This is a genomic window from Kitasatospora sp. NPDC057500 (genome assembly GCF_042802195.1).
In the GTDB taxonomy this organism is placed as follows: Bacteria; Actinomycetota; Actinomycetes; order Streptomycetales; family Streptomycetaceae; genus Kitasatospora.
On sequence record NZ_JBHVER010000124.1, the window covers coordinates 1 to 24,240 of the forward strand.

At 74.3% G+C, this 24,240-nt stretch carries 23 protein-coding genes and 1 riboswitch; of the genes, 12 read left to right on the top strand and 11 right to left on the bottom strand.

Translation table 11 applies throughout. The features are described from left to right. The first annotated feature begins 63 nt into the window (after positions 1 to 63). Positions 64 to 807 carry an endonuclease/exonuclease/phosphatase family protein gene (locus tag ACFU74_RS24060; RefSeq protein WP_380760089.1) on the top strand — a complete coding sequence of 248 codons (744 nt, stop codon included), beginning with the start codon at positions 64 to 66 and terminating at the stop codon, positions 805 to 807. An 18-nt stretch (positions 808 to 825) separates the two neighbouring features. Here ACFU74_RS24060 and ACFU74_RS24065 read toward each other — a convergent pair whose 3' ends face one another. Next, positions 826 to 1,662, bottom strand: a complete 837-nt coding sequence (locus ACFU74_RS24065) for a hypothetical protein (RefSeq protein WP_380760091.1) — start codon at positions 1,660 to 1,662, stop codon at positions 826 to 828. A 10-nt stretch (positions 1,663 to 1,672) separates the two neighbouring features. Beyond that, the gene (locus ACFU74_RS24070; RefSeq protein WP_380760093.1) at positions 1,673 to 2,467 is read right to left on the bottom strand and encodes an alpha/beta hydrolase; all 795 of its coding nucleotides are present in this window, start codon (positions 2,465 to 2,467) and stop codon (positions 1,673 to 1,675) included. A 265-nt stretch (positions 2,468 to 2,732) separates the two neighbouring features. On the opposite strand from ACFU74_RS24070, the gene ACFU74_RS24075 reads away from it, so the two are divergent. The 3 genes from ACFU74_RS24075 to ACFU74_RS24085 all read left to right on the top strand — a co-directional run bounded on the left by ACFU74_RS24075 (position 2,733) and on the right by ACFU74_RS24085 (position 5,611). Beyond that, complete coding sequence (locus ACFU74_RS24075) at positions 2,733 to 3,551, top strand: lysophospholipid acyltransferase family protein (RefSeq protein ID WP_380760132.1); 819 nt, start codon at positions 2,733 to 2,735, stop codon at positions 3,549 to 3,551. A 38-nt stretch (positions 3,552 to 3,589) separates the two neighbouring features. Continuing rightward, positions 3,590 to 4,846 carry a MacS family sensor histidine kinase gene (macS, locus tag ACFU74_RS24080; protein WP_380760096.1) on the top strand — a complete coding sequence of 419 codons (1,257 nt, stop codon included), beginning with the start codon at positions 3,590 to 3,592 and terminating at the stop codon, positions 4,844 to 4,846. 66 nt (positions 4,847 to 4,912) lie between these two features. Further along, positions 4,913 to 5,611: a response regulator gene (locus tag ACFU74_RS24085; RefSeq protein ID WP_380760098.1), complete on the top strand. Its 699-nt coding sequence runs from the start codon at positions 4,913 to 4,915 to the stop codon at positions 5,609 to 5,611. A 51-nt stretch (positions 5,612 to 5,662) separates the two neighbouring features. On the opposite strand, the gene ACFU74_RS24090 is transcribed toward ACFU74_RS24085, so the two are convergent. Beyond that, entirely contained in the window at positions 5,663 to 7,621 is a 1,959-nt protein-coding gene (locus tag ACFU74_RS24090; RefSeq protein ID WP_380760101.1) for an anthranilate synthase family protein, read from the bottom strand. A gap of 308 nt (positions 7,622 to 7,929) precedes the next feature. On the opposite strand from ACFU74_RS24090, the gene ACFU74_RS24095 reads away from it, so the two are divergent. Next, a complete protein-coding gene (locus ACFU74_RS24095; protein ID WP_380760103.1) occupies positions 7,930 to 9,267 on the top strand; it encodes a class II 3-deoxy-7-phosphoheptulonate synthase in 1,338 nt (445 codons plus the stop codon). 173 nt (positions 9,268 to 9,440) lie between these two features. Next, positions 9,441 to 9,710 carry a bacterioferritin-associated ferredoxin gene (locus ACFU74_RS24100; RefSeq protein WP_380760105.1) on the top strand — a complete coding sequence of 90 codons (270 nt, stop codon included), beginning with the start codon at positions 9,441 to 9,443 and terminating at the stop codon, positions 9,708 to 9,710. Between the two features lie 34 nt (positions 9,711 to 9,744). Here the strand turns inward: ACFU74_RS24100 and bfr are convergent, their stop codons facing one another. After that, complete coding sequence (bfr, locus tag ACFU74_RS24105; RefSeq protein ID WP_380760107.1) at positions 9,745 to 10,224, bottom strand: bacterioferritin; 480 nt, start codon at positions 10,222 to 10,224, stop codon at positions 9,745 to 9,747. A 246-nt stretch (positions 10,225 to 10,470) separates the two neighbouring features. Between bfr and ACFU74_RS24110 the strand changes: the two genes are divergently transcribed. After that, on the top strand, positions 10,471 to 11,100 hold the full coding sequence (locus tag ACFU74_RS24110) for a molybdopterin-dependent oxidoreductase (RefSeq protein ID WP_380760110.1): 630 nt from the start codon (positions 10,471 to 10,473) through the stop codon (positions 11,098 to 11,100). Between the two features lie 14 nt (positions 11,101 to 11,114). Here the strand turns inward: ACFU74_RS24110 and pknB are convergent, their stop codons facing one another. The 4 genes from pknB to thiO all read right to left on the bottom strand — a co-directional run bounded on the left by pknB (position 11,115) and on the right by thiO (position 15,203). Further along, entirely contained in the window at positions 11,115 to 12,893 is a 1,779-nt protein-coding gene (gene pknB / locus ACFU74_RS24115; protein WP_380760134.1) for a Stk1 family PASTA domain-containing Ser/Thr kinase, read from the bottom strand. A gap of 127 nt (positions 12,894 to 13,020) precedes the next feature. After that, the gene (locus ACFU74_RS24120) at positions 13,021 to 13,818 is read right to left on the bottom strand and encodes a thiazole synthase (protein ID WP_380760112.1); all 798 of its coding nucleotides are present in this window, start codon (positions 13,816 to 13,818) and stop codon (positions 13,021 to 13,023) included. A 3-nt stretch (positions 13,819 to 13,821) separates the two neighbouring features. Then, positions 13,822 to 14,043: a sulfur carrier protein ThiS gene (gene thiS / locus ACFU74_RS24125; RefSeq protein ID WP_380284762.1), complete on the bottom strand. Its 222-nt coding sequence runs from the start codon at positions 14,041 to 14,043 to the stop codon at positions 13,822 to 13,824. Beyond that, positions 14,040 to 15,203, bottom strand: coding sequence for a glycine oxidase ThiO (thiO, locus tag ACFU74_RS24130; protein ID WP_380760114.1), 1,164 nt, complete (start codon positions 15,201 to 15,203; stop codon positions 14,040 to 14,042). Before thiO ends, thiS begins: the two co-directional genes overlap by 4 nt. Continuing rightward, a riboswitch (TPP riboswitch) is annotated at positions 15,195 to 15,307 on the bottom strand. Its footprint overlaps the gene before it by 9 nt. Positions 15,308 to 15,398: 91 nt before the next feature. Between thiO and ACFU74_RS24135 the strand changes: the two genes are divergently transcribed. The 3 genes from ACFU74_RS24135 to thiE are packed head-to-tail and all read left to right on the top strand — an operon-like array spanning position 15,399 to position 17,727. Then, entirely contained in the window at positions 15,399 to 16,631 is a 1,233-nt protein-coding gene (locus ACFU74_RS24135; RefSeq protein WP_380760116.1) for an NAD(P)/FAD-dependent oxidoreductase, read from the top strand. Between the two features lie 59 nt (positions 16,632 to 16,690). Next, complete coding sequence (locus tag ACFU74_RS24140) at positions 16,691 to 17,056, top strand: Rv2175c family DNA-binding protein (RefSeq protein ID WP_380760118.1); 366 nt, start codon at positions 16,691 to 16,693, stop codon at positions 17,054 to 17,056. After that, entirely contained in the window at positions 17,053 to 17,727 is a 675-nt protein-coding gene (gene thiE / locus ACFU74_RS24145) for a thiamine phosphate synthase (protein ID WP_380760120.1), read from the top strand. The genes ACFU74_RS24140 and thiE overlap by 4 nt, the downstream gene beginning before the upstream one ends. Before the next feature lie 82 nt (positions 17,728 to 17,809). Here the strand turns inward: thiE and ACFU74_RS24150 are convergent, their stop codons facing one another. Continuing rightward, on the bottom strand, positions 17,810 to 18,916 hold the full coding sequence (locus tag ACFU74_RS24150) for a polyprenyl synthetase family protein (protein WP_380760122.1): 1,107 nt from the start codon (positions 18,914 to 18,916) through the stop codon (positions 17,810 to 17,812). Positions 18,917 to 19,104: 188 nt separating this feature from the next. On the opposite strand from ACFU74_RS24150, the gene metF reads away from it, so the two are divergent. Beyond that, positions 19,105 to 20,019, top strand: coding sequence for a methylenetetrahydrofolate reductase [NAD(P)H] (gene metF, locus ACFU74_RS24155; protein WP_380760124.1), 915 nt, complete (start codon positions 19,105 to 19,107; stop codon positions 20,017 to 20,019). A 123-nt stretch (positions 20,020 to 20,142) separates the two neighbouring features. After that, a complete protein-coding gene (locus ACFU74_RS24160) occupies positions 20,143 to 21,009 on the top strand; it encodes a hypothetical protein (RefSeq protein WP_380760126.1) in 867 nt (288 codons plus the stop codon). Positions 21,010 to 21,838: 829 nt separating this feature from the next. Here ACFU74_RS24160 and ACFU74_RS24165 read toward each other — a convergent pair. Next, positions 21,839 to 23,344 carry a phytoene desaturase family protein gene (locus ACFU74_RS24165; protein WP_380760128.1) on the bottom strand — a complete coding sequence of 502 codons (1,506 nt, stop codon included), beginning with the start codon at positions 23,342 to 23,344 and terminating at the stop codon, positions 21,839 to 21,841. A gap of 10 nt (positions 23,345 to 23,354) precedes the next feature. After that, on the bottom strand, positions 23,355 to 23,993 hold the full coding sequence (locus tag ACFU74_RS24170) for a DUF4126 domain-containing protein (protein ID WP_380760130.1): 639 nt from the start codon (positions 23,991 to 23,993) through the stop codon (positions 23,355 to 23,357). Between the last annotated feature and the right edge of the window lie 247 nt (positions 23,994 to 24,240).

A 24,240-nucleotide genomic window follows, 5' to 3' on the forward strand; every position in this document is an offset into this window, starting at 1 on the left:
GGGCAGCGCCGTGTGGCGCCCTGCCGTACGGTCGTCACCGAGGACGTCCCGGGGAGGAACCGCATGACCACCGCACCGGCCGAACTGCCACCGCCCGCGCCCGGCCGGCTGCGGCTGCTGAGCTACAACGTCCGCTCGCTGCGCGACGACCGGCGCGCGCTGGTCCGGGTGATCCGGGCCTGCGCGCCCGACCTGGTCTGCGTCCAGGAGGCGCCGCGCTACTGGCGCCCCGAGGGGCAGGCCGACCGGCTCGCCCGGCGGACCGGCACCGTGGTCCTCGCCGGGGGCGGCCGGCTCGCCGCCGGGCCGCTGCTGCTCGGCCGCCCGGGCGTGCGGGTGCTGTCCGTCCACGACCGGCTGCTGCCGAAGACCCGCGGACTGCACGCGCGCGGCTTCGCGACCGCGCTGGTCGAGGTGCCCGGCGCCGTGCCGCTCACCGTCACCAGCTGCCACCTCAGCCTGGACGCGGACGAGCGGCGGCGGCAGTTCGACCTGCTCGCCGGGCAGTTGCGGCACGCCGAACTCGGAGTGATCGCGGGGGACTTCAACGAGCACCCGGACGGTCCCGGCTGGCAGTCGCTGGCCGGGCGGCTCCAGGACGGGCACGTGGTGGCGCCCTGGGGCGGCGAGATGACCTCCGTCCCGGAGAACCCCTACCAGCGGCTGGACGCCGTCTTCGCCACGCCGGGCGTCGAGGTGCTCGCCTGCGGCGTCCCGCACGGACTGCCCGGGGTCACCGAGGCCGACCTGCGGGCCGCCACCGACCACCTCCCGGTGCTCGCCGTCCTCCAGTTGCCCACCGGGTAGGCCCGGGACGGGCGGCCGTCAGACGACCGCGCCGCCGTGCGGGTCCTCGGGCTCGTCCTCGTCGTCGTTCCTCATCCGGACCACCAGCGTCGCGAAGCCGCCGAGGAAGGCGGCCACCCCGACCCAGGCGGGCCAGCCGGAGACCTCGCGCCAGACGACGGCGTCGAAGAGCAGCAGCGCGGGCCCGCCGAGCACCGCCAGCCAGGCGAACTTGGCGGTGACGTCGGCCTCCGGCAGCGGCGGCGGCTCCGGCGGCTCGAAGTGGCCCTCGTCGCTCTCCTCGGCCAGCTCGAAGTCGCGCGGGCCGGAGCCGGCGGCCGGCATGACCGGCCGACCGGAGCGGGGCCGCGGCTGCGGCGCCAGGTCGGAGAGGTCGCCGGTCCCGCCGGGGAGGCCCTCGCCGGGGTCCTTGAAGCCCTTGAGCTCGCCACGCGCCCGGAGGTTCTCGATCTCCGGCCAGTTGGGGTTGTTGAGGTCGACCGGGTCGTCGAACTGGGCGACCAGCGCGGCGAAGATCTCGTCCTGCTCGGCCTGGCTGCGCTCGGGCGCGCGCCTGGCCCGGGACGGCCCGGACGTGGTGCCCGTTCCCGTGGTCCCCGCACCCGTGGTCCCCGCACCCGTGGCCCCCGCGCCCGTGGTGCCCGTTCCGGGGGTGTCCGCACCGCCCTCGCCCGCCGCTCCGTCCGCCGCCGGGGCGTCGCCGGAGCCGGGAACGTCGGCCACCGTCTCACCGACCGGTCCGCGGCCCGGCTGCCCGTCGTCCGCCCGGCCGGCGCCCGGCCGCGTGCCGCCGGTGGCCGCACCCTCCTCGCGGGGCGTCTCGTCCTCGCCGCCCGCCGTGCTGCTCTCGTGCACTTCCGGCCCTTCAGCCTTGGTGGTGGTCGGATTTCACCGGGGTGGCGCCCGCCGAGTGCGCGGGAGCCAGCCGTCGGATGAAGTCCTGGGCGGTCGCGAATATTTCCGCCGCGTCGTGGTCCAGCGTCGCGACGTGGTAGCTGCGCTGGCACAGCCGCTCCGTCACGTCGGTCGAGGATATCCGGGCCAGCACCAGCTCGGAGTTGGCCGCGGAGACCACGTGGTCCTGCGGGCTGCGGAAGAGCAGCACCGGCTGGGTCACCTGCGGCAGCCGGGCCCGGACCTCCTTCCACAGCCGGGACAGCGACCAGGCGGCGTGCAGCGGCGTCCGGTCGTAGCCCAGCTCGACCGCGCCGGGCCGGGCGATGTCGTCGGCGATCCCGGGCAGGCTCGGGAGGAGGTGGCGCAGCACCGGCAGGACGACACTCGCGGGGTTGTCCGAGCGCACCGACGGGTTGACCAGCACCAGCCCGGCGACCGCCGGCCCGTGCAGTGCGGCCAGCCGCAGCGCCAGGGCGCCGCCCATCGACAGGCCGACGACGAACACCCGCTCGCACCGCGCCGTCAGCTCCAGCAGCTCCCGCTCGACCTCGGCGTACCAGTCCTCCCAGCGGGTCGGCTGCATGTCCTGCCAGCGGGTGCCGTGGCCCGGCAGCAGCGGCAGCGCGACGGTGTACCCGGCGGCGGCGAGGTCCTCCGCCCACGGCCGCAGCGACTGCGGCGAGCCGGTGAACCCGTGGCAGAGCAGGACGCCCACCGGCCCGCCCCGGTGGCGGTACGGTTCGGCGCCGGGCAGCAGCGGCATGGCGGACTCCTTCGCGGGCGAGGACGCTGGAGGGGACGCTGTACGTGCGGGGGCGTGCGGGTCGGGCCGGTACGGGAGGCTGCGGAATTCGCATCGTCCCACGTGCCCGCCCGCTCCGTACACCCCCGCCGGGAACCCGGCCCGACGCCCCGTCACCCGGGGGGCCGGACACCCCGCCGGGGCGGGGCGGGGCACGGGCGGACGCCGAGGGGCATTAGGATCGACCGGTCCGCAATACAGGAGGCCCGGGTTGTTCTACCGACTGATGAAGATGATCGTCGCGCCGCTGCTGCGGATCTTCTTCCGGCCGTGGATCGAGGGTGAGGAGAACATCCCCACCGAGGGTGCCGCGATCATCGCGAGCAACCACCTCTCCTTCTCGGACTCCTTCTTCTTCCCCGCGCTGATCAAGCGCCGGGTGACCTTCATCGCCAAGGCCGAGTACTTCACCACGCCGGGCATCAAGGGCCGGCTGACCGCCGCCTTCTTCAAGGGCGTCGGCCAGCTCCCGGTGGACCGCTCGGGCGTGCGCGGCGCCGGCGAGGCGGCGATCCGCTCGGCGATCGCCGTGCTGGACCGCGGCGAGCTGTTCGGCGTCTACCCCGAGGGCACCCGCTCGCCCGACGGCAAGCTCTACCGGGGCAAGGTCGGCGGCCTGGCCCGCGTCGCGCTGGCGACCGGCGCGCCGGTCATCCCGGTCGCGATGATCGACACCGAGAAGGTGCAGCCGCCCGGCCAGGTGGTCCCGAACTTCGGCATCCGCCCGGGCATCCGGATCGGCCGCCCGCTGGACTTCTCCCGCTACCACGGCATGGAGAACGACCGCTTCATCCTCCGTTCGGTGACGGACGAGGTGATGTACGAGATCATGCGGCTCTCCGGCCAGGAGTACGTGGACATCTACGCGACGGCCGCCAAGCGCCAGATCGCCGAGGACAAGAAGAAGGCCGACGCCGAGCGCAAGGCCGTCCAGAAGGCCGAGCAGGCCGCCGCCAAGGCCGAGAGGGCCGAGGAGAAGGCCGAGGCGGAGAAGGCGGAGAAGGCCGGGCAGGAGCAGCAGCAGAAGGGGACCGGGTCGGCCTGAGACAGGGCCGGCCGGGGACCGGGGGGAGGACGGCAGGCATGACGGGCGGCGGTGGGACCGGGTCCGGCCCGGGTACGGTCGGCGCCGCGGTGGCGGCCGGCGGCATGTCCGTCGAACTGCCGCTCTGGCGGGCGATCTCGCTCTTCCGGGTACTGGCGCTCTGCTACGCGCTGCTCCGGTACTTCGACTCCTACCTGCAGTTCGTCCACCCGGTCGCCGGCTGGATCTACCTCGGCGCGCTGACGCTCTGGACGCTCGCCTCCACCCGGGCCTTCTCCGGCCCGCACCGCTGCACCTGGTACGTGCTCGCCACCGACCTCGTCCTCGTCGTCACCGGCATCGTGATGAGCGGCATGATCGACGAGGCGTCCCGGATCAGCCGCGGCGCGCCCACCCTGCCCACCATCTGGGCGGCCGGCACCGTGCTCGGCTTCGCCGGCCGGGGCGGCTGGCGCTGGGCGGCGGCGGCCGGTTCGGTGATCGGGGTGGCCAACATCCTCGGCCACGGCGGTCCGACCGGCGACAACATCCACAACATCGTGCTGCTGATGCTGGCCGGCTGCGCGATCGGCTACGTCATGGAACTCGCCCGGGCCAGCGAGGCGACGCTCACCCGGGCGCTCCAGGTCGAGGCGGCCACCCGGGAGCGCGAGCGGCTCTCCCGGGACATCCACGACGGCGTGCTCCAGGTGCTCGCGCTGGTCCAGCGCCGGGGCACCGAGGCCGCGCCCGGTTCCGCCGCCGGGTCCGCCTCCGCCGGTGCGGACCTCGCCGAACTCGGACGGCTGGCGGGCGAGCAGGAGCGCGCCCTGCGCGCGCTGATGAGCGGCGGCCCGCTGCCCGTCCAGCGCGAGACGGAGCGGCCGGAGCAACCGGAGGGCCCGCAGGACCTGCGCGCCCTGCTCGCCCCGTACGCGGACGAGCGGGTCACCGTGTCCGCCCCCGGCACCCCGGTGCTGCTGCCCGCCCCGGCGGCCGGCGAACTGGCCGCAGCCGTCGGCGCCGCGGTGGACAACGTCCGCAAGCACGCCGGGCCCGCCGCGCGCGCCTGGATCCTGGTGGAGGACGAGCCGCAGGCCGTCACCGTCTCGATCCGCGACGACGGCCCGGGCTTCGCCCCCGGGCGGCTCGGCGAAGCGGAACGGGCCGGCCGGCTCGGCGTCTCGCAGTCGATCCGCGGCCGGCTGCGGGACCTCGGCGGCACGGCCGAGCTGTACTCGGCGCCCGGCGAGGGCGTCGAGGTGGAGCTGAGGGTCCCGCGCGCCGGGTCCGACGCCCCGGCCGGCCTCCTGTGAAAGCCTGCTGTGCAAGCCTCCGTGGAAAGCCCCGACGCCGATCCCGCTCCTGAAAGGGCCCCGATCATGACCATCCGGCAGCCGATCGACCAGCAGGCGCCCGCCGAGCGGCCGGTGCGGGTCATGGTGGTGGACGACCACCCGATGTGGCGCGACGCCGTCTCCCGCGACCTCGCCGAGGCCGGGCTGGACGTGGTGGCCACCGCCGGCGACGGCGAGGAGGCCGTCCGCCGGGCCCGCGCCTGCACCCCGCAGGTGGTGGTGCTCGACCTCAACCTGCCCGGCCTGTCCGGCGCCGAGGTCTGCCGCCAGGTCGTGGCGCACGACCCGACGGTGCGGGTCCTGGTGCTCTCCGCGAGCGGCGAGCACGCGGACGTGCTGGAGGCGGTGAAGTCCGGCGCGACCGGCTACCTGGTCAAGTCGGCCGGCCGGGACGAACTGCTGGACGCGGTGCGCCGCACGGCCGTCGGCGACGCGGTGTTCACACCGGGCCTGGCCGGCCTGGTGCTCGGCGAGTTCCGCCGGCTGGCCGCCGAGCCGCCCGCCCCGGCCGCGCCCGTCGTCCCCCAGCTGACCGCCCGGGAGACCGAGGTGCTGCGGATGGTCGCCAAGGGCCTGTCGTACAAGCAGATCGCCGACCGGCTGGTGCTGTCGCACCGCACGGTGCAGAACCACGTCCAGAACACCCTGGGCAAGCTCCAGCTGCACAACCGGGTCGAGCTGGTCAGGTACGCCATCGAGCAGGGGCTGGACGACGAGATCTGACGTCCGGACGGGCGGGGCGCACCCTGCGCCCCGCCCGGTGTGCGCGACGGTTCAGCGGGCGGCGGCCACCGCGCCGCGCAGCAGGTCGGCGACGATCTCCACGCCCTCCCGGGTGAGCACCGACTCCGGGTGGAACTGCAGCCCGGCGAAGCCGGGGCCGCGCAGCGCGTGCACGTCCCCGGTCAGCGGGTCGCGGGCCACCTCGACGCCCTCGGCGGCCAGCCGGGCGGCGTCGGCGTCCGTGCAGCGGGCGGTGAAGGCGTTGTAGAAGCCGACCGTGCGCCGCGTCCCGAACAGCTCGACGCTCTCCTGCGCGCCCTGGTGGGGCACGGCCTTGCGGACCAGCGGGAGGCCGAGCGCGGCGGACAGCAGCTGGTGGCTGAGACAGACGGCCAGCAGCGGGGCGGTGCGCCGGCCCTCGCGGACGGCGGCCAGCGCGTCGGTGACGATCGGGCGCAGCACGGCCATCTTGGGGTCGCCGTCGGCGGCCGGGTCGCCCGGGCCGGGGCCGAGCACCAGCGGGCCGGGGTGGGCGGCGACCCGCTCGCGCAGGCCCGGCTCGTCGTAGCGGACCACGGTGACCCGGTGGCCGAGTGAGGTCAGCAGGTGGGCGAGCATCGCGGTGAAGGTGTCCTCGCCGTCGACGACGAGGGTCTCCAGCGCCTCGGTGGCCTGCGCGGGCTGCTGCATCCGCAGCCAGAACGGGGCGAGGCCGGCCCGCCGGGCGTCCAGCGCGGCCTGGACGCGGTGGTCGTCGGCGAGCCGGGGGCCGGTGGGTCCGGCCGCCCGCGCGGGGGCCGGGAGGGCGCCGATCGCGGTGAGCACCCCGGCGGCCTTGGCGTGCGTCTCGGCGACCTCGGAGAGCGGGTCGGAGTGGCGCACCAGGGTGGCGCCGACCCGGACGGCGAGCTGGCCGGTGGCGGGGTCGATGTCGGCGGTGCGGATGCAGATCGGCGAGTCGAGCAGCTGGCCGCCGCTGGCCGAGCGGCCGATCAGGGCGAGCGCGCCGGAGTAGTAGCCGCGGCCGCCGCGCTCGTAGCGCTTGATCACCCGGGTGGCGTTCTGCACCGGGCTGCCGGTGACGGTGGCGGCGAACATGGTCTCCTTGAGCACCTCGCGGACGTCCAGCGAGGTGCGGCCGCGCAGCTCGTACTCGGTGTGCGCGAGGTGGGACATCTCCTTGAGCCGGGGGCCGAGCACCTGGCCGCCGAGGTCGCCGACGGTGCACATCATCTTGAGCTCCTCGTCGACCACCATGGTCAGCTCCTCCAGCTCCTTGGGGTCGTGGAGGAAGTCGAGCAGCGAGTCGAGGCCGGCGCCGGCGGCCGGATAGCGGTAGGTGCCGGAGATCGGGTTCATCACGACGGTCCCGCCGCTCTGCCGGACGTGCACCTCGGGGGAGGCGCCGACCAGCACGCGGTCGCCGGTGTGCACCAGGAACGTCCAGTAGGCGCCGCGCTCCTGCTCCAGCAGCCGGCGGAACAGGGTGAGCGCGAGCGCGGGGGAGCAGTGTCCGGCACCGTCTCCGCCGGGGGTCTCCAGCGTCGCGGTGAAGTCGCGGCGGATGACGAAGTTGGCGCCCTCGCCGCGGCCGATCTCCTCCTCGACCACCCGGCGGACGATCGCGGCGTACTCGGCGTCGTCGATGTCGAAGCCGCCGCCCCCGAGCGTGACCGGCACCCGGGGCAGCGCGGCGGTGACCTCGGCGAGCGGCAGGGCGTACTGCTCGCCGACGGCGAGGGCCTGGAGCGGGGTGTCGTCGTCGTGCGCCTCGAAGCCGCGCTCGCGGATCTGCCGGTAGGGCACGAGTGCGAGCAGGTCGTGAACGGGTCCGCCGGCGGGGACGCCGTGGCGGACCGGCAGGTCGGCCAGCCGCTCGTAGGAGCCGACGGTGCCGAGCAGGACCTCGACGGTGTCCGGGGCGGTGCGCGGGGTGCGGCGGTGCAGCAGGGCGAAGGCCGGTGCGTCGGCGGCGGTGAGGCGGGCGAACAGGTCGGCGGCGCTGGTCACGGTAACGGCGTTCCTTCCGGGGTGGCTACTGCGGCGGTGGGGTTCCGCTCCCGGGAGGGCTGTCGGCCGGCTGAGAACGCCGACGGCCGCCCCGAGGGGCGGCCGGTCGTTTGCGTCTAGGAACGCGCGGGCTGTGGGCCACCCGGGGGGTCGGCCCACCACCAGGAGAAGGTGTGCGGCGTGTTCACGGGCCCGAGCCTAGCGGATGTCCGGCCGGGAGTGAGGGCGGTCACCCGAATGTCCGTGAGGCGTCTCACCCCTCGGGCGGTGGTCACAAATCGGTTGTCGCACCCCGTAGCCTTGAGCGCGTGACCGTGACGAATCCCCACACCTGGCAGTCCCTGCCCGCGGCGCAGCAGCCTGAATGGCCGGACCAAGAGGCTCTGCGCAAGACCCTTGCCGAGCTCGCCTCGTATCCGCCGCTCGTCTTCGCAGGCGAGTGCGACCAGCTGCGCGCCCGGCTCGGTGCCGTGGCCCGTGGTGAGGCGTTCCTGCTGCAGGGCGGCGACTGCGCCGAGGCCTTCGACGGCGTCTCGGCGGAGCACATCCGCAACAAGCTCAAGACCCTGCTGCAGATGGCGGCCGTGCTGACGTACGCGGCCTCGGTGCCGGTCGTCAAGGTCGGCCGCATCGCCGGCCAGTACTCCAAGCCGCGCTCCAAGTCGACCGAGACCCGTGACGGCGTGACCCTGCCGGTCTACCGGGGCGACTCGGTGAACGGCTTCGAGTTCACCCCCGAGTCCCGCATCCCGGACCCGGAGCGCCTGAAGCGGATGTACAACGCGTCCGCCGCGACGCTCAACCTGGTGCGCGCCTTCACCACCGGTGGTTACGCCGACCTGCGCCAGGTGCACGCCTGGAACCAGGACTTCGTGCGCAACTCGCCGGCCGGCCAGCGCTACGAGCAGCTCGCCCGCGAGATCGACAACGCGCTGGCGTTCATGAACGCCTGTGGCGTGGCGCCGGAGGAGTTCAGGACGGTCGAGTTCTTCTCGTCCCACGAGGCGCTGATCCTGGACTACGAGACCGCGCTGACCCGCGTGGACTCGCGCACCGGCGAGCTGTACGACGTCTCCGGCCACATGGTGTGGATCGGCGAGCGCACCCGCCAGCTGGACCACGCGCACATCGAGTTCGCCTCGAAGGTCCGCAACCCGATCGGCGTGAAGCTCGGCCCGACCACCTCGGTCGACGAGGCGCTGACCCTGATCGAGAAGCTGGACCCGGAGCGCGAGCCCGGCCGGCTCACCTTCATCACCCGGATGGGCGCGGGCAAGATCCGCGAGCACCTGCCCACCCTGGTGGAGAAGGTCACCGCCTCCGGCGCGCAGCCGGTGTGGATCTGCGACCCGATGCACGGCAACACCTTCGAGGCGTCCAGCGGGCACAAGACCCGCCGCTTCGACGACGTGCTCGACGAGGTCAAGGGCTTCTTCGAGGTGCACCGCGGGCTCGGCACCCACCCGGGCGGCATCCACGTGGAGCTGACCGGCGACGACGTCACCGAGTGCGTCGGCGGCGGCGACGAGGTGCTGGTCGACGACCTGCACCAGCGCTACGAGACGGCCTGCGACCCGCGGCTCAACCGCAGCCAGTCGCTGGACCTGGCGTTCCTGGTCGCCGAGATGTACCGCGGCGGCCACTGACCGCCCGCGGGCGTTCCGCGTGTGAGAAAAGCCTCTCCGGCCCGGGGTTCTCCCGGGCCGGAGAGGCTTTTGCGTACCAGCGCCACCGGGGTAAGGTGAGGCTAACTGAACTAAGGCTTGCCTTAGTCAAGATCCACTCCGCTTCACCGCTTCACCCCCCGGGAGAGACCGCGATGTACGTGTGCATGTGCCATGCGGTCACCGAGGACCAGGTCAAGCGGGCGATCGACGGCGGTGCCAACACCCCGCGGCAGATCGCCAAGGGCTGCAAGGCCGGGACCGACTGCGGCTCCTGCGTGCGGCGGATCCAGGCGCTGCTCGGCGAGCACGGTGCCCGGCCCTGCCCGACCGCCCGGCTGGCGGCCCGGCTGGGCCTGGCCGACCCGGCGGCCGAGGACGCGTCCGCCCTCCCCGGGGCGCCGGCGCCGCTGCGCGCCGCCTGACCGGCGCGCCGGTCGGGCCCGGGGCCCGGGGCGGTCAGGACTCCGGCTGCTCGATCAGCTGGGCGATGTAGAGCGCCTCCCCGAGCTTCTCGACCAGTTCGAGCTGGGTGTCGAGGTAGTCGATGTGCGACTCCTCGTCCGCCAGGATCGACTCGAAGATGTTGGCCGAGGTCACGTCGTTCTTCGCCCGCATCACCACGATCCCGCGCTTCAGTCGGTCGATCGCCTCGACCTCGACCTGCCGGTCGGCCTCGAACATCTCCTTGACCGTCTGGCCGATCCGGACGTGGAAGAGCCGCTGGTAGTTGGGCAGCCCGTCGAGGAAGAGGATCCGGTCGGTGAGCACCTCGGCGTGCTTCATCTCGTCGAAGGACTCGTGCCGGGTGTACTTGGCGAGCTTCGTCCAGCCGAAGTTCTCCTGCATCTTGGCGTGCAGGAAGTACTGGTTGATTGCGGTCAGCTCGGCGGTGAGCTGCTCGTTGAGGAACTCGATGACCTCTGCGTCGCCCTTCATGGCGCTGCCTTCCTGCTCGCGTGCGGGATCAGGGCCGTTCACCCTCCGGCTCCGGCTCCACGCATCCTGGCACCGTGATGGGAAGAAATTCCAGTAAGTTCACACTCACTAGGACATGTGTCGGAATATCCGATTTACCCAGCGCGGGCGATGGCCCCCGCTCCGCCGTTGGCCCGTACGAGCGGGCGTGCGGTGCGGTGAAGGGGCGCGCGCCTGGCGCCACCCGCCGTCTGTCACCATGGATCCATGGGTCAGTCCGAACAAGAACCGCCGCCGCCGTCTGACCCCAGGCTCCCGCCGGGCCAGCGCGTCCAGCGCGGCTGGCCCGCCCTGCACTACGGCCCGGTGCCCCGCTTCAAGCCGCTGACCTGGGACCTCCAGGTGTTCGGCGCCACCGCCTCGGCGGAGAAGCGCAGCTGGGACTTCGAGGGCTTCAACACCCTGCCGCGCACCACCGTCCGGGCCGACCTGCACTGCGTCACCCGCTTCTCCGTCCTCGACGGCGAGTGGACCGGCGTGGCCGCCGCCACCCTGCTCGACCTGGTCCCGCCGGACACCGGGGTCACCCACGTCATGGTCTGGGCCGAGTACGGCTACAGCGCCAACCTGCGGCTGGAGGACTTCGCCGCCCCCGACACCCTCCTCGCCACCCACCGCGACGGCGCGGCGCTCACCGCCGAACACGGCTTCCCGGTCCGGCTGGTCGTCCCCCGGCTGTACGCCTGGAAGGGCCCCAAGTGGGTCCGGGCGATCGAGTACATGCGGGCCGACCGGCGCGGCTTCTGGGAGGAGCGCGGCTACCACAACCGGGCCGACCCGTGGCGCGAGCAGCGCTACTCCCACCAGGAGGAGCCCGGCGACGGCCCGCTGCGGTAGCGGGCGCCCCGGGCCTACAGGAACGGGAAGTTGACCGTCACCACGGTGCGCTGCGGGCGCCGCTCGCCCGCCGCCGGGGACTGGCCGGTCACCTTGCCGGTGCCGAACAGGTTGACCCCGCTGCTCTGCATGGCGAACCCGGCCGCCTGGAGCGCCTTCTCCGCGGCCTCCTTGGACATCCCGGTGACGTCCGGCACCGGCACCATGCCCTTGCTGACCACCAGCGCCACCGGCGTGTTCTCCGGCACCTGCTGCCCGGCCGCCGGCGAACTGCTGATCACCGCGCCCTCGGCGACGCTGTCGCTGTACGTCTCGGTCACCGTGCCGGCCGTCAGCTGCGCCCCGGTCAGCGTCGAGGAGGCCTGGGCGGACGGGCGGCCGACCACGTCGGGGACGGCGATCCGCTTGGGCCCGCGCGAGACGGTGAGGGTGACGGCGTCGCTCTTCCTGGTCCGGGTGCCGACCCCGGGGTCGGCCGCCATCACCTGGCCGACCGGGACGGACTCGCTGTACACCTCGGAGACCTTGCCGTGCATGCCGGCCGCGTCCAGGATGCGCTCCGCCTCGGTCCGGTTCTTGCCGAGCACGCCCGGCACCGTGCCGTACACCGCGCCGGAGATCGCGTACGTCGCCCCGCCGACCAGCAGGGCCACGGCGGTGACGACGGCCGTCCAGATCAGCGGCCCGCGCGGCAGCCGGCGCCCGGTGGAGCGGGGGCGCCGCCGCGCGGCGCGCACCGGGGCCGGCTCGTCGTACGGGCGCGGCTCGGTGAGCAGCTGGTCCATCACGTCCGGCGGCACGTCCAGCACGCTGGTGCGCTCGACCGGGGGCGCCGGCGGCAGCACCGGGGTGAGCACCGCGGTGGCCTCGCCGGTGGGGTGGCGCGGGCTGGGGCGGGTGGAGGCGGGCGGCTCGGCGTCCAGCTGGGCCGGGGTGAGCCCGCGGCGGACCCGCTGGAGGGCGGCGAGCAGCTCGACCGCGTCGTGCGGGCGGTGCGCGCGGTCCCGGGCGCAGGCGCCCGCCACTATGGCGTCCAGCGCGGGCGCCACGCCGGGCACGGCGGCGGACGGCGCCGGGACGTCCTCGTGTAGATGGCGGTACATCACCTGGACGGGGTTCTCGCCGGTGTGCGGACGGGAGCCGGTGAGCATCTCGTACAGCAGGATGCCGGCCGCGTAGACGTCCACCCGCTGGTCGGTCTCGGCGCCCGGGCGGATCTGCTCGGGCGCCAGGTAGGAGACGGTGCCGAGCACGGTGCCGGCGGTCGCGGTGGTGGACGTGGTGGCGCCGTCGGCGGCGTTCAGCACCCGGACCAGGCCGAAGTCGGCCACCTTGACCAGGCCGTCGTCGGTGATCAGCACGTTCTCGGGCTTGACGTCGCGGTGCACCAGCCCGGCCCGGTGGGCGGCGCCGAGGGCGGCGAGGACCGGTTCCAGGATGTCCAGGGCGGCCCGGATGGAGAGCGCGCCGCGGTCGCGCAGCAGGTCGCGCAGGGTGCCGCCGGGCACGTACTCCATGGCGAGGAAGACGTGCGCGCCGTCGGCGCTCTGGTCGAAGACGTTGACCACGTTGGGGTGGGCGAGCCGGGCGACGGCCTTGGCCTCGCGGATGAAGCGGGTGGTGAACGCGGTGTCGCCGGCCAGCGAGGGGTGCATCACCTTGAGCGCCACGATCCGGTCGAGGCGGGTGTCGGTGCCCTGGTAGACGGTGGACATCCCGCCGGCCGCGATCCGCCGCTCGACCCGGTACCGGCCGTCGAGCAGGGTACCGATCAGGGGGTCGCGCAATGCCATGTCCACCCGGCGAGTCTAGGGCGTGGCGGTTCGCCGGCCCCGGGGGACACCGCCCCCGGGGCCGCTCTGTGCCCGGTTTGTGACACCGGGAGGACGGTCGGACGAGCTGTCCGGCCCGCCCCCGGAGCTAGAAGGCCGGATGCTCGCGGGTGTCCAGGTCGGCGCGGCCGGCCATGGCGGAGGAGGCCTCGGCGTGGAAGCGGCGCGGGATCCGGCCGGCCCGGTGGGCGAGCCGGCCGGCCTCGGCGGCGTGCCGCATCGCGTCGGCCATCAGCACCGGGTCCTGGGCGCGGGTGACGGCGGAGGCCAGCATCACCGCGGCGCAGCCCAGCTCCATCGCCAGCGCGACGTCCGAGGCGGTGCCGGCGCCGGCGTCCAGGATCACCGGGACGCCCGCGCCCTCCACGATCAGCTGGAAGTTGTGCGGGTTGCGGATGCCGAGGCCGGATCCGATCGGCGAGCCCAGCGGCATGATCGCCGCGCAGCCGACGTCCTCCAGCTTGCGGGCCAGCACCGGGTCGTCGTTGGTGTAGGGCAGCACCGTGAAGCCGTCGTCGACCAGCGTCTCGGCGGCGTCCAGCAGCTCGATCGGGTCGGGCAGCAGGGTCCGCTCGTCGGCGATCACCTCCAGCTTCACCCAGTCGGTGCCGAGCGCTTCGCGGGCCAGCCGGGCGGTGAGCACGGCCTCGCCGGCGGTGAAGCAGCCGGCGGTGTTGGGCAGCACCCGGATGCCGTTGCGGGTCAGCACGTCGAGCACCGAGCCCTGGGTGGCGGTGTTCACCCGGCGCATCGCCACCGTGGTCAGCTCGGTGCCGGACACCCGGAGCGCCTGCTCCAGGACCTCCAGGCTGGGGGCGCCGCCGGTGCCCATGATCAGCCGGGAGGAGAAGGACGTCCCGGCGATGGTGAGAAGGTCGTCGGCCATCGGTCAGCCTCCCTGGACGGCGGTGAGGATCTCGATCCGGTCGCCCGCCGACAGCGGCGTGCGCGGCCACTCGGCGCGCGGCACCACGGCCTCGTTCAGGGCGGCGGCGACGCCGGAGTGCGCTTGGCTGAGGGTGGCGACCACCTCGGCCAGGGTGGTCGAGGCGGGTACCTCGCGGGGCTCGCCGTTGACGCTCAGGGGGATGTCGCTGGTGCGGGGGCTCATGCCGGGACCTTCGTGAATCGGGTGGGGGAGAACGGGCGGGCGAGCTCCGGCAGGTCGCCGGTGGCCAGGTACTCGGCCACCAGGTCGCCGGTGACGGGGGTCAGCAGCACGCCGTTGCGGTAGTGGCCGGTGGCGGCGACCAGGCCGGGCAGCGCGGTCGGGCCGAGCAGCGGCGCGTTGTCCGGCGAGCCGGGGCGCAGCCCGGCGCCGGTCTCCACCAGCGGCAGCTCGGTGATGCCGGGGACCAGCTCGTGCGCGTCGCGCAGCAGCTCGTACACCCCGCCGGCGGTCACGGTGGTGTCGTAGCCCTGCTCCTCGGTGGTCGCGCCGACCACCAGCTCGCCGTTCTCGCGCGGCACCAGGTAGAGGTGGCCGCCGCGGACGACGGCGCGCACGTTGCGGGAGAGGAACGGCCGGTACGCCTCGGGCACCCGCAGCCGCAGCACCTGGCCCTTGACCGGGCGGATCGCCGGCAGCACGTCCGGGGGCAGGCCGGGCAGCAGGTGACTGCGCGCTCCGGCGGCGAGCACCACCTGGTCGGCGGTGGCGGTCTCCTCGGTGGCCAGCCGGACGCCGGTCGCCCGGTCGTGCTCGACCAGCAGCTCGGTGGCCTCGGTGCGGTGCACCACCACGCCGGCCCGTTCGCACGCGTGCAGCAGGGCCTCGGCCAGCCGGCGGCCGTCCACCTGGTGGTCGTCGGTGACGTGCAGGCCGCCGCGCACGCCGGGGGCGAGCATCGGCTCCAGCCGGCGGGCCTCGCGGCCGGTGAGCCACTGGGAGTCCAGGCCGAGCCGCTGGTGGAAGGCGTGCAGCTCGCGCAGTTCGGCGCGGTCGTCGGAGTCGAGGGCGACGGCGACGGTGCCGCACTGCCGGTAGCCGGTGCCGTGGCCGCCGCTCGCCTCGGTGAGTTCGGCGGCGAAGGCGGCGTACCGCTCGTTGGAGGCCATCCCGAGGCGCAGCAGCGGCTCCTCGCCGTACTGGAGTTCGGTGACCGGGGCGAGCATGCCCGCTGCGACGTCGGCGGCGCCGTGGCCCGGCCAGGCATCGATCAGGAGGACGCGCAGTCCGCGCTGGGCCGCCCGCCAGGCGACGACGAGTCCGATGATCCCACCGCCGATGACCAGCACCTCGGCGTGGGCGCCCCGTACCAGGCGTGTCAAGACTGTTCTCCCTTCGCCGGAATGACCCGGATCAGGTTCGGACGGTCGCAGGCCGTGCCAGCCCGCCTCTCAGCCCGGTCCGCCGGGCTCCCGCGATGGTGCCCCCACCTTAACTCCGGGGGGTGCGCCCCCTGAAGGCGCCTGCTGAGGGCCTAGGACCAGGGGACCGGGACCGGGCTCAGTACAGTGACGGGCGTGGCTGAGCTGAGCGGAACGGGACAGACGGATCGGGTGGTCGTGGTCGGCGCCGGGCTGGCCGGGGCGCAGTGCGCCGCGGTGCTGCGGCGCGACGGCTGGCAGGGGCGGATCACGCTGGTCGGCGAGGAGCCGCACGCGCCGTACGACCGGCCGCCGCTCTCCAAGGACGTCCTGCTCGGCAAGACCGACAACCCCGCCCTCGACCTCGACTTCGACCGGCTCGGCGTCGAACTGCTGACCGGCCGCCGCGCCACCGGCCTCACCCCCGGCGGCACCGGCGGCACGGCCGGCGTGCTGCACACCGACGCCGGGGACGAGCCGTACGACGCGCTGGTGATCGCCACCGGCGCCGAGCCGCGCGTCCTGCCCGGCGCCGAGCGCGCCCACCTGCTGCACACCCTGGACGACGCGCTCGCGCTGCGCGCGCTGCTGCGCCCCGGCCTGCGCCTGGTGCTGGTCGGCGCGGGCTGGATCGGCGCCGAGGTGGCCACCGCCGCCCGGGCGGCCGGCTGCGAGGTGACCGTCGTCGAGGCCGGCCCGGCGCCCGTCCCCGGGGCGCTGCCCGCCGAGGTCGGCCGGGCGATGGCCGCCTGGTACGCCGAGGCCGGCGTGGAACTGCGCTGCGGCACCGGCGTCACCGCCGTCGAACCGGGCGCGGTGCTGCTCGCCGACGGCTCGCACCTGCCCGCCGACGAGGTCGTGGTCGGCGTCGGCGCCCGCCCGGCGACCGGCTGGCTGGCCGGCACCGGGGTCGCCCTGGACGCCGTCGGCGCCGTCCTGGTCGACGAGCGGCTGCGCACCACCGTGCCCGGCGTCCTCGCCGCCGGCGACTGCGTCAGCTACCCCTCGGCGCGCTCCGCCACCCGGCTGACCGTCCAGCACTGGGACCACGCCCTGCAGTCCGGCGAGGCGGCGGCCGCCACCCTGCTCGGCACCGACGCGCCGCCGTACGACCCGGTGCAGTACTTCTGGTCCGAGCAGTTCGGGCGGATGGTGCAGTACGCCGGGCGGCACGGCGCGGGCGACGAGCTGCTGTGGCGCGGCTCGCCGGGCGGCGCCGGCTGGTCGGTGCTCTGGCTGCGCGACGGAGCGCTGCGCGCGCTGCTCGCGGTGGACCGGCCGCGCGACCTGACCCAGGGCCGGCGGCTGATCGAGCGCGGCGCCGTGCTCGACCCGGCCCGCGCCGCCGACCCGGAGGTCCCGCTGAAGTCGGCGCTCGCTGCCCGGTAGCGGCGGGCGGCGGCCCCGGTTGGTGCGCGGCGGGCCGCCGAGGTGGCAGTCTGGTGCTTGTGAGTGAGATCGAAGCCAAGATTGAAGCCCTGGTCCCCGCGTGGCTGTACCTCCCCGACATCTCCGAGAAGTGGGGTTTGGTGGTCACCGAGGTCCGCAACATGGTCAAGAAGGGTGACCTGATCGCCGTCCGCCGCGGTCCCAACAAGTCGCTCCAGGTCCCGGCGGCGTTCATCGACGAGACCGGCCCGGTGAAGCACCTGATCGGCACGCTGACGGTGCTGCGCGACAGCGGGTTCAGCGACGAGGAGATCCTCGAGTGGATGTTCAGCGAGGACCCGTCGCTGCCCGGCACCCCCGTCCAGGCGCTCTGGGAGAACCGGGCCACCGAGGTCAAGCGCCGCGCCCAGGCGATGGCGCTGTGACCGACCTGGCCGCGACCGGCCCGGCCGTGACCGACCGCCGGGCCCGGCTCGCCGACGCGCGGCTGTACCTGTGCACCGACGCCCGGCGCGAGCGCGGCGACCTCGCCGAGTTCCTGGACGCCGCGCTGGCCGGCGGCGTGGACATCGTCCAGCTCCGCGACAAGGGCCTGGAGGCCAGGCAGGCGCTGGCGGCACTGGAGGTCTTCGCGGACGCCTGCCGCCGGCACGGCAAGCTGCTCGCGGTCAACGACCGCGCCGACGTCGCCCACGCGGCCGGCCCGGACGTGCTGCACCTCGGGCAGGACGACCTGCCGGTGCCCGCCGCCCGGGCGATCATCGGCGAGGACGTGCTGATCGGGCGCTCCTGCCACGCCGAGTCCGAGGTGGACGCGGCCGCCGCCGAACCCGGTGTCGACTACTTCTGCACCGGTCCGGTCTGGCCGACCCCGACCAAGCCGGGCCGCCACGCACCGGGCCTCGGCCTGGTCGAGTACGCGGCGAAGCTCGGGACCGAGCGGCCGTGGTTCGCCATCGGCGGCATCGACCTCGGCAACCTGGACGAGGTGCTGGCCGCCGGCGCCCGCCGGGTCGTGGTCGTCCGGGCCATCACCGCCGCGGACGACCCGGGGGCCGCGGCCGCCGGGTTCGCCCGCCGACTGCGCGCGCTCTGAGCGACCGGGGCCGCCGCCGTCCGTCCCGCCCCGTGTCCCGCGGGGGCGGGCCGGCCCTCGCGGACGTCAGTTCTTGCGGACGTCAGTACTTGCGGACGGTGGCGGCCTCGGCCAGCGCCAGCAGTGTCTCGCGGGCCCGCGGGTCCGCCAGCGGGGCGGCCTCCAGCGCGGTCAGCGACTGCCGCAGCAGCTCCTCGATCCGCTGCTCCACCCGCTCCGGCGCGCCGCTGCGGGCCACCAGCCCGCGCAGTCCGGCGACCTCCTCGGGAGTCAGGTCCGGCGCGCCCAGCCGCTCGTCCAGGTGCCGCGCCTCGGCGGTCGGCAGGCCCCGCATGGCGTGCGCGACCAGCAGCGTCCGCTTGCCCTCGCGCAGGTCGTCGCCGGCCGGCTTGCCGGTGACCGCCGGGTCGCCGAACACGCCGAGCAGGTCGTCCCGCAGCTGGAACGCCTCGCCCAGCGGCAGGCCGAACGCCCCGTAGGCCTCCACCAGCCGGGGCGGGGCGCCCGCCAGCAGCGCTCCGACCTGGAGCGGGCGCTCGATCGTGTACTTGGCCGACTTGTAGTGCAGGACGGTCTGGGCCCGCTCCAGAGCGCCCTGGTCGGTGGAGTCCCCGGCGACCGGCTCCAGCACGTCCAGGTACTGGCCGACCATGACCTCGGTGCGCATCAGGTCGAACATCGGCTTGGCGGCCAGCACCGCCGCCGGGTCGAGGCCGGAGTTCAGGAACAGCTCGTCGCACCAGATCAGCAGCAGGTCGCCGAGCAGCACCGCCGCCGAGGCGCCGTACTGCTCGCGGTCGCCGCGCCAGCCGCGCTCGCGGTGCATCGCCTCGAAACGGCGGTGCACGGAGGGCAGGCCCCGGCGGGTGTCGCTGCGGTCCATGAGGTCGTCGTGCACCAGCGCGCTGGCCTGGAGCAGCTCCAGGGCGGCCGCCGCCCTGGTGATCCCCTCGCCGCTCGCCGCGCCGCCGGCGCCGCGCCAGCCCCAGTAGCAGAACGCCGGACGGAGGCGCTTGCCGCCGTCGAGCAGGAAGTCGCGCAGCGCCTCGGTGACGGGCTCCAGTTGCGGGGAGACCTTGCCGAGCAGGGCCGACTGGCCGTCCATGAAGCCGGCGAGTGCGGCGTTGACGCGCTCGCGCACGTCCTCCACGTCAATCGGATTGGCCGGCCGGTGGCTGGACGAGGTCACGATGGGGCTCCGGAGGTAGCTGGGGTGCAGCGCAAGCGTATCCGGGGTGGAGGGGAACAGCCGTACGCACGGGTTCCGGCCGGTCGCGCCGTCCGGCGTTCGCCCCGAGTCCACCGCTCGTCCATCCGGCGTCTCAGGAATTGGGACCAAGTTGTCCGCGCCCTTGCGCCGACGGCTAACCTGCCATCATGGCACTCGGTATCGCTTCGACCAGACCGGACCGCGCGCAGACGGTCCGCGAGCTCCTGGCCGCCGGAAAGCGGTCCTTCTCCTTCGAGTTCATGCCGCCGCGCACCGAGGCCGGTGAGCAGAAGCTCTGGGACGCCATCCGGCGGCTGGAACCGCTCGACCCCAACTTCGTCTGCATGACGTACGGCGCCGGTGGCTCCTCGCGGGAGCGCACGGTGAACATGGTCGGGCGGATCGCCACCGAGACCACGCTCACCCCGGTCGCCCACCTAACCGCCGTCGACCACTCGGTCGCGGAGCTGCGCAACATCATCGGCCAGTACGCCGACCAGGGCGTGCGCAACGTCCTCGCGGTGCGCGGCGACCCGCCCGGCGACCCGATGGGCGAGTGGGTCAGCCACCCGCAGGGCGTCACCTACGCGTACGAACTGGTGGAGCTGATCAAGGGGATCGGCGACTTCTGCGTCGGCGTGGCGGCCTCGCCCAACATGCACCCGCGCTCGACCAACTGGGACGACGACATCCGGCACTTCGTGGCGAAGGTCCGCGCCGGTGCCGACTACGCCATCACCCAGATGTTCTTCGAGGTCGACGACTACCTGCGGCTGCGCGACCGGGTGGTGGCCGCCGGCTGCGAGACGCCGATCATCCCGGAGATCATGCCGGTCACCAACGCCAAGCAGCTGGAGCGGTTCCCGCAGCTGAGCGGCTCGGCCTTCCCGCCGGACCTGGAGGCCAGGCTGCGCGCGGTGGTCGACGACCCGGCGGCGCTGCGGGCGGTCGGCATGGAGCACGCCACCGCGATGTCCGAGCGGCTGCTGGCGGAGGGCGTCCCCGGGCTGCACTTCATCACGCTGAACCACTCGACGGCGACCCTGGAGATCTACCAGAACCTCGGCCTGCACCGGCGTTGATCTGCGGCGCATCGCGTTCCCGCCCGCGGCGGGAACGCGATGCGGTACCCGGGCCGTTGAACCGGTACAGTCGCCGCACACGCGCGGCGGGCGCGGGCACGCGACTGGGAGGTAGCGGGCGGTATGGGCATCGGATACCTGCTGCTGTACGCCGCGTTGGCGGTGGTGGCGCTCTGGCTGGTCGCCGAGCTGCTGTTCCAGAACCGGGCACCGCTGCACTGGCGCGGCCTCGCCCTGGCCGGCTTCCTCGCGGTGGCCGGCGGGATGGCGGTCGGCTCCGTGCCGGTGATCGGCGCGGGCGCCGCGATGTTCGCGGTCGGGCAGACCTTCGTGACGCTCTCGGTGAAGCGCGGCTACGCGGCCGGGTGGTCGCTGCGCGCGGCTGACGGCAGCCTGCCCGGACCGCTGGCCAAGGTGCCGCTGCTCGGCGCGCTCACCGGCGGAGGCGCGGCGGTCGCCGCGACCGCGGTCGCGGTGAAGCAGGTCGGCGAGGTCGGCAAGGTCGAGGAGGCCCCGGCCCCGGGCCCGGTGGCGCTCGCGGAGGAGTCGGCCGTCGAGCAGACCGCGGCGTTCGAGATGCAGGAGCTGGCCGCCGACGGGGTGTACGCGTCGGCGTACTACGAGCAGCAGGCGGTCCCGCAGCAGGACGCCTACGCCGAGGCCTACCAGCAGCAGCCGTACGGCTACGACCAGCAGCAACAGCAGCCGCAGCAGCAGCAGTGGCAGTCCGACCAGCAGCAGCCGGCCTTCGGCTACGACCAGGGCTACGGCGGCTACCCCCAGCAGGAGCCCTACGGCACCTACCAGCAGCAGCCCGACCCCTACGCCGCCTATCAGCAGCAGCAGTCGTACGGCTACGACCAGCAGCAGCAACAACAGCAGCCGCAGCAGCAGTGGCAGCCGGACCAGCCCGTCAACGGCATCCCCCAGCAGCCCCAGTACGACCAGTACGGCTACCAGCAGCACCCCACCTGGCAACAGCAGCCCTGAAACCGCCCTGCATCCGGCACGAAAAGTCGGCCAGATCGACTTCCTGCTCCACGCACCCCGACTTGCAGCGCCCGCGCCACCTCGGGGCCGGGCCAGGCCTACGCGGCACGAGAAGTCGGCCGGCCCGACTTTCCACTCCGCGCGCCACTCGGTCGACACCCAGCGCGAGAAGTCGGCCGGGGCTCCGCGCACCCCTGGCGTGCCGCCCCCAGGCAAGTCTATGCGCGTAGATTTGGGTCCCGCGTGGCACGAGAAGTCGGCCGGCCCGACTTCCTGCTCCACGCACGCGACTTGCAGCGCCCGCGCTGCCTCGGGGGCCTGCGTGGCACGAAAAGTCGGCCGGCCCGACTTTCCACTCCGCGCGCCCCTCTCGATCGGCATCCGGCGTGAGAAGTCGACCCGAGGCTCCATGCACCCCTGGGGTTTGTGGCTCGCGTGCCGCCCTCGGGCGAATCTATGCGCGTAGAGATGGGTTCCGCGCGCGAGAAGTCGGCTGGCCCGACTTCCTGCTCCAGGTGTCCCGGGGCTTGTGGCTCGCACGCTACCCAGGCGAGTCTATGCGCGTAGAGTCAGCTGGCGCGGCGTGGGAAGTCGGCCGGGTCGACTTCCTGCTCCGCATGCCCTCCTGGGGTGTGCGGTTCGTGCGTCGCCCTCGGGTCAATCTATGCGCGTAGAAGCGGTTTCGTGCGGCGCGAGAAGTCGACCAGGTCGACTTTCCACTCCGCGCGTGCGCTTTTGATCCGTGCCTGGAGCGGGAAGTCGGCCCGGGCGGGACTCGGGCTTGGGGGGTGGGGGCGGGAAGTCGGTTGGGCCGACTTTCTGGGTCGGGTCAGGCGGGGCCGATGAGGTTGGCGACGATGCAGGCGGACATGCCCACGCGGGCCAGGCCGCCGCCGGGGTGGGCGGCGCCGCCGGTGAGGTAGAGGCCGGGGTGGTCCTCGTTGGGAGCCTGGAGGAGGGCGCCGTCGAGGCCGGCGAGGGCCGGGGGCGGGACGGAGCCGAAGAAGGAGCCGGCCTCGCGCTCGGTGTGCTCGGGGGTGCGGACCACGCGCCAGAGCAGGCGCTCGCGCAGGTTCAGGCCGGCCGCGTCGACGTGGTCGAGCATCCGGTCGGCGAAGGCGTCCGCCACTCCGGGGGCGCCCCAGTCGAGGTCCAGGGACGGGGTGGTCGCGGTCAGCACCACGGCCTCGTGCCCCTCCGGGTGCAGCGACGGGTCGTCCGGCCGCAGCACCTGCACCGTCGGCCGGTCGGTCAGCGGCGCGCCCGGGTCGAAGACGCCCGCCAGTTCGGCGCCCGGGTCGCCGGCGTGCACCACCGTGCGGTGCGCCGTGCCCTCCGGGCGCGCGCCGCGCAGTGCGAGCAGCACGCTCACCCGCCCCGGCACGCCGTGCAGCCGCTCGGCGGCGGCGGGCCACTCGTCCGAGCTCTCGGCCGCGCTCATCCACTGGGTGTGCAGCACCCGGGCGTCGATCGAGGAGACCACCACGTCGGCGTCGATCCGGTCGCCCTTGGTCTGCACCCCGCACACCCGCCCGTCGCGGACGATCACCTTGGCGACCGGCGTCTCGAAGCGGAACTCCACCTTGCGCTGCTCGCAGCGGCGGTACACCGCGTCGGCCAGCGCGCGCAGGCCGCCCTTGACGTACCAGACGCCGAACGACTGCTCCATGTACGGCAGCACGGTCGCCCCGGCCGGGGCGGTGCGCGGGTCGAGGCCGAACCGCAGCGCGTGCTCGTGCAGCAGCGCGGTCAGCCCCGGGTGCCCGCCGAGCTGCTCGGCTGCGACGTCGGCGAGCGTCCACTGGCGCGGGCCGCGCCGCAGGCCGAACAGGCCGCGCCGGGGCGGGCCGGGCACGGGGTAGGGGTCGGTGCGCAGCGCCGCCGGGTCATCGGGCAGCGGCTCCTCCAGCAGCGGACGGCGGGTGGCCTCCCAGACGGTGCGGCCGTGGTTGAGCACGTCGGCCCACTGCTCGCCGGCGCCCGGGCCGAAGGCCTGGTCGAGGGCCTGGACCACGCCGCCCCGGGAGGCGTTGGGCAGGGAGACCGCCGTCCCGTCGGGGAACAGGTGCCGGCTCTCCGGGTCGACCGGGCCGAGCTCGACCAGCTGCTCCAGCGGCTCGCGCCCGGTCTTCAGGGCGAGGTCCCGGTAGACGGCGGGCAGGGTGAGCAGTCCGGGGCCGGTGTCGAAGGCGAAGCCGTCGCGCTCGTAGCGGCCGACCATGCCGCCGTGGGTGCGGCGGGCCTCGCAGACCGTCACCTTGTGCCCGAGGGTCGCCAGCCGGGAAGCCGCCGCGAGCCCGCTCATACCTGCGCCGATGATGACGATCCGTGCCATGGTCCCGATCCTAGGTCCGCCCGGTGGCCCCTTCGGCCACCGGCTGCCCGCCCACCGCCCCCGCGGCCCGGGCGGCCCGGCGTTCGCGGCGGCGGGCGCGGAAGGCGCGGATCCGGTTGATCGCGAACCACACCAGCAGCACGCCGACCAGCAGCAGCACGGCGGAGATCGAGGCGGCCAGCCACGGGTGGAAGATCGCCAGCGTGACCAGCCCGGCCACCGAGACGTCCTCGGCCAGCGAGACCGCGATGTTGCTGGCCGGCTCGGGCGAGGTGTTCACCGCCATCCGCAGCGAGGCCTTTACCAGATGGCTGACCAGCGCGGTCGTGCCGCCCATCGCGCCCGCCGCGACCTCGCCCAGCGAACCCGGGTCGGCGGAGGCGATCAGCGCGCCGACGGTGGCACCCGCGACCGGCCGGATCACCGTGTGGACGGCGTCCCAGACGCTGTCCACGTACGGGATCTTGTCAGCCACCGCCTCCAGCAGGAACAGCGCGGCGGCGGCGAGCAGCACATCGGTGCGCTCCAGGGCCGACGGCACCGAGTCGGCACCGGCGAAGCGGCCCAGCAGGCCGAGCAGCAGCACCACCGCGTAGGCGTTGATCCCGCTGGCCAGTCCGCTGGTGAAGATCAGCGGGACGATCGTCATCCGTTTCCCCGTCCGTTCCTGCTCGCGGCCCCGCCGGATTCGGCCGGGCTCGCCGTACCGTACCGGGACGCCGCGGGCGGGGCCGGTGGTTCCGGTCCGCACCGTCTGAGTACGGATACTCAGATCACCGATTGAGTACCTGTGCGGATGGCCTCCGACCTGCGCGGACGCCAGAGTGGTGGCACCGGGACGGCGGCGCGTCGGGCGCCCCGCCCCGTGCCGGCCGGTGGCCGCGCACCGCCGGCAC

Coding starts and splice junctions, on each gene's coding strand:
- ACFU74_RS24060 (WP_380760089.1), top strand. CDS start 64: ATGACCACCGCACCGGCCGAACTGCCACCGCCCGCGCCCGGCCGGCTG.
- ACFU74_RS24070 (WP_380760093.1), bottom strand. CDS start 2,467: ATGCCGCTGCTGCCCGGCGCCGAACCGTACCGCCACCGGGGCGGGCCG.
- ACFU74_RS24075 (WP_380760132.1), top strand. CDS start 2,733: ATGAAGATGATCGTCGCGCCGCTGCTGCGGATCTTCTTCCGGCCGTGG.
- macS (WP_380760096.1), top strand. CDS start 3,590: ATGACGGGCGGCGGTGGGACCGGGTCCGGCCCGGGTACGGTCGGCGCC.
- ACFU74_RS24085 (WP_380760098.1), top strand. CDS start 4,913: ATGACCATCCGGCAGCCGATCGACCAGCAGGCGCCCGCCGAGCGGCCG.
- ACFU74_RS24100 (WP_380760105.1), top strand. CDS start 9,441: ATGTACGTGTGCATGTGCCATGCGGTCACCGAGGACCAGGTCAAGCGG.
- bfr (WP_380760107.1), bottom strand. CDS start 10,224: ATGAAGGGCGACGCAGAGGTCATCGAGTTCCTCAACGAGCAGCTCACC.
- ACFU74_RS24110 (WP_380760110.1), top strand. CDS start 10,471: ATGGGTCAGTCCGAACAAGAACCGCCGCCGCCGTCTGACCCCAGGCTC.
- pknB (WP_380760134.1), bottom strand. CDS start 12,893: ATGGCATTGCGCGACCCCCTGATCGGTACCCTGCTCGACGGCCGGTAC.
- ACFU74_RS24120 (WP_380760112.1), bottom strand. CDS start 13,818: ATGGCCGACGACCTTCTCACCATCGCCGGGACGTCCTTCTCCTCCCGG.
- thiS (WP_380284762.1), bottom strand. CDS start 14,043: ATGAGCCCCCGCACCAGCGACATCCCCCTGAGCGTCAACGGCGAGCCC.
- metF (WP_380760124.1), top strand. CDS start 19,105: ATGGCACTCGGTATCGCTTCGACCAGACCGGACCGCGCGCAGACGGTC.
- ACFU74_RS24160 (WP_380760126.1), top strand. CDS start 20,143: ATGGGCATCGGATACCTGCTGCTGTACGCCGCGTTGGCGGTGGTGGCG.
- ACFU74_RS24165 (WP_380760128.1), bottom strand. CDS start 23,344: ATGGCACGGATCGTCATCATCGGCGCAGGTATGAGCGGGCTCGCGGCG.
- ACFU74_RS24170 (WP_380760130.1), bottom strand. CDS start 23,993: ATGACGATCGTCCCGCTGATCTTCACCAGCGGACTGGCCAGCGGGATC.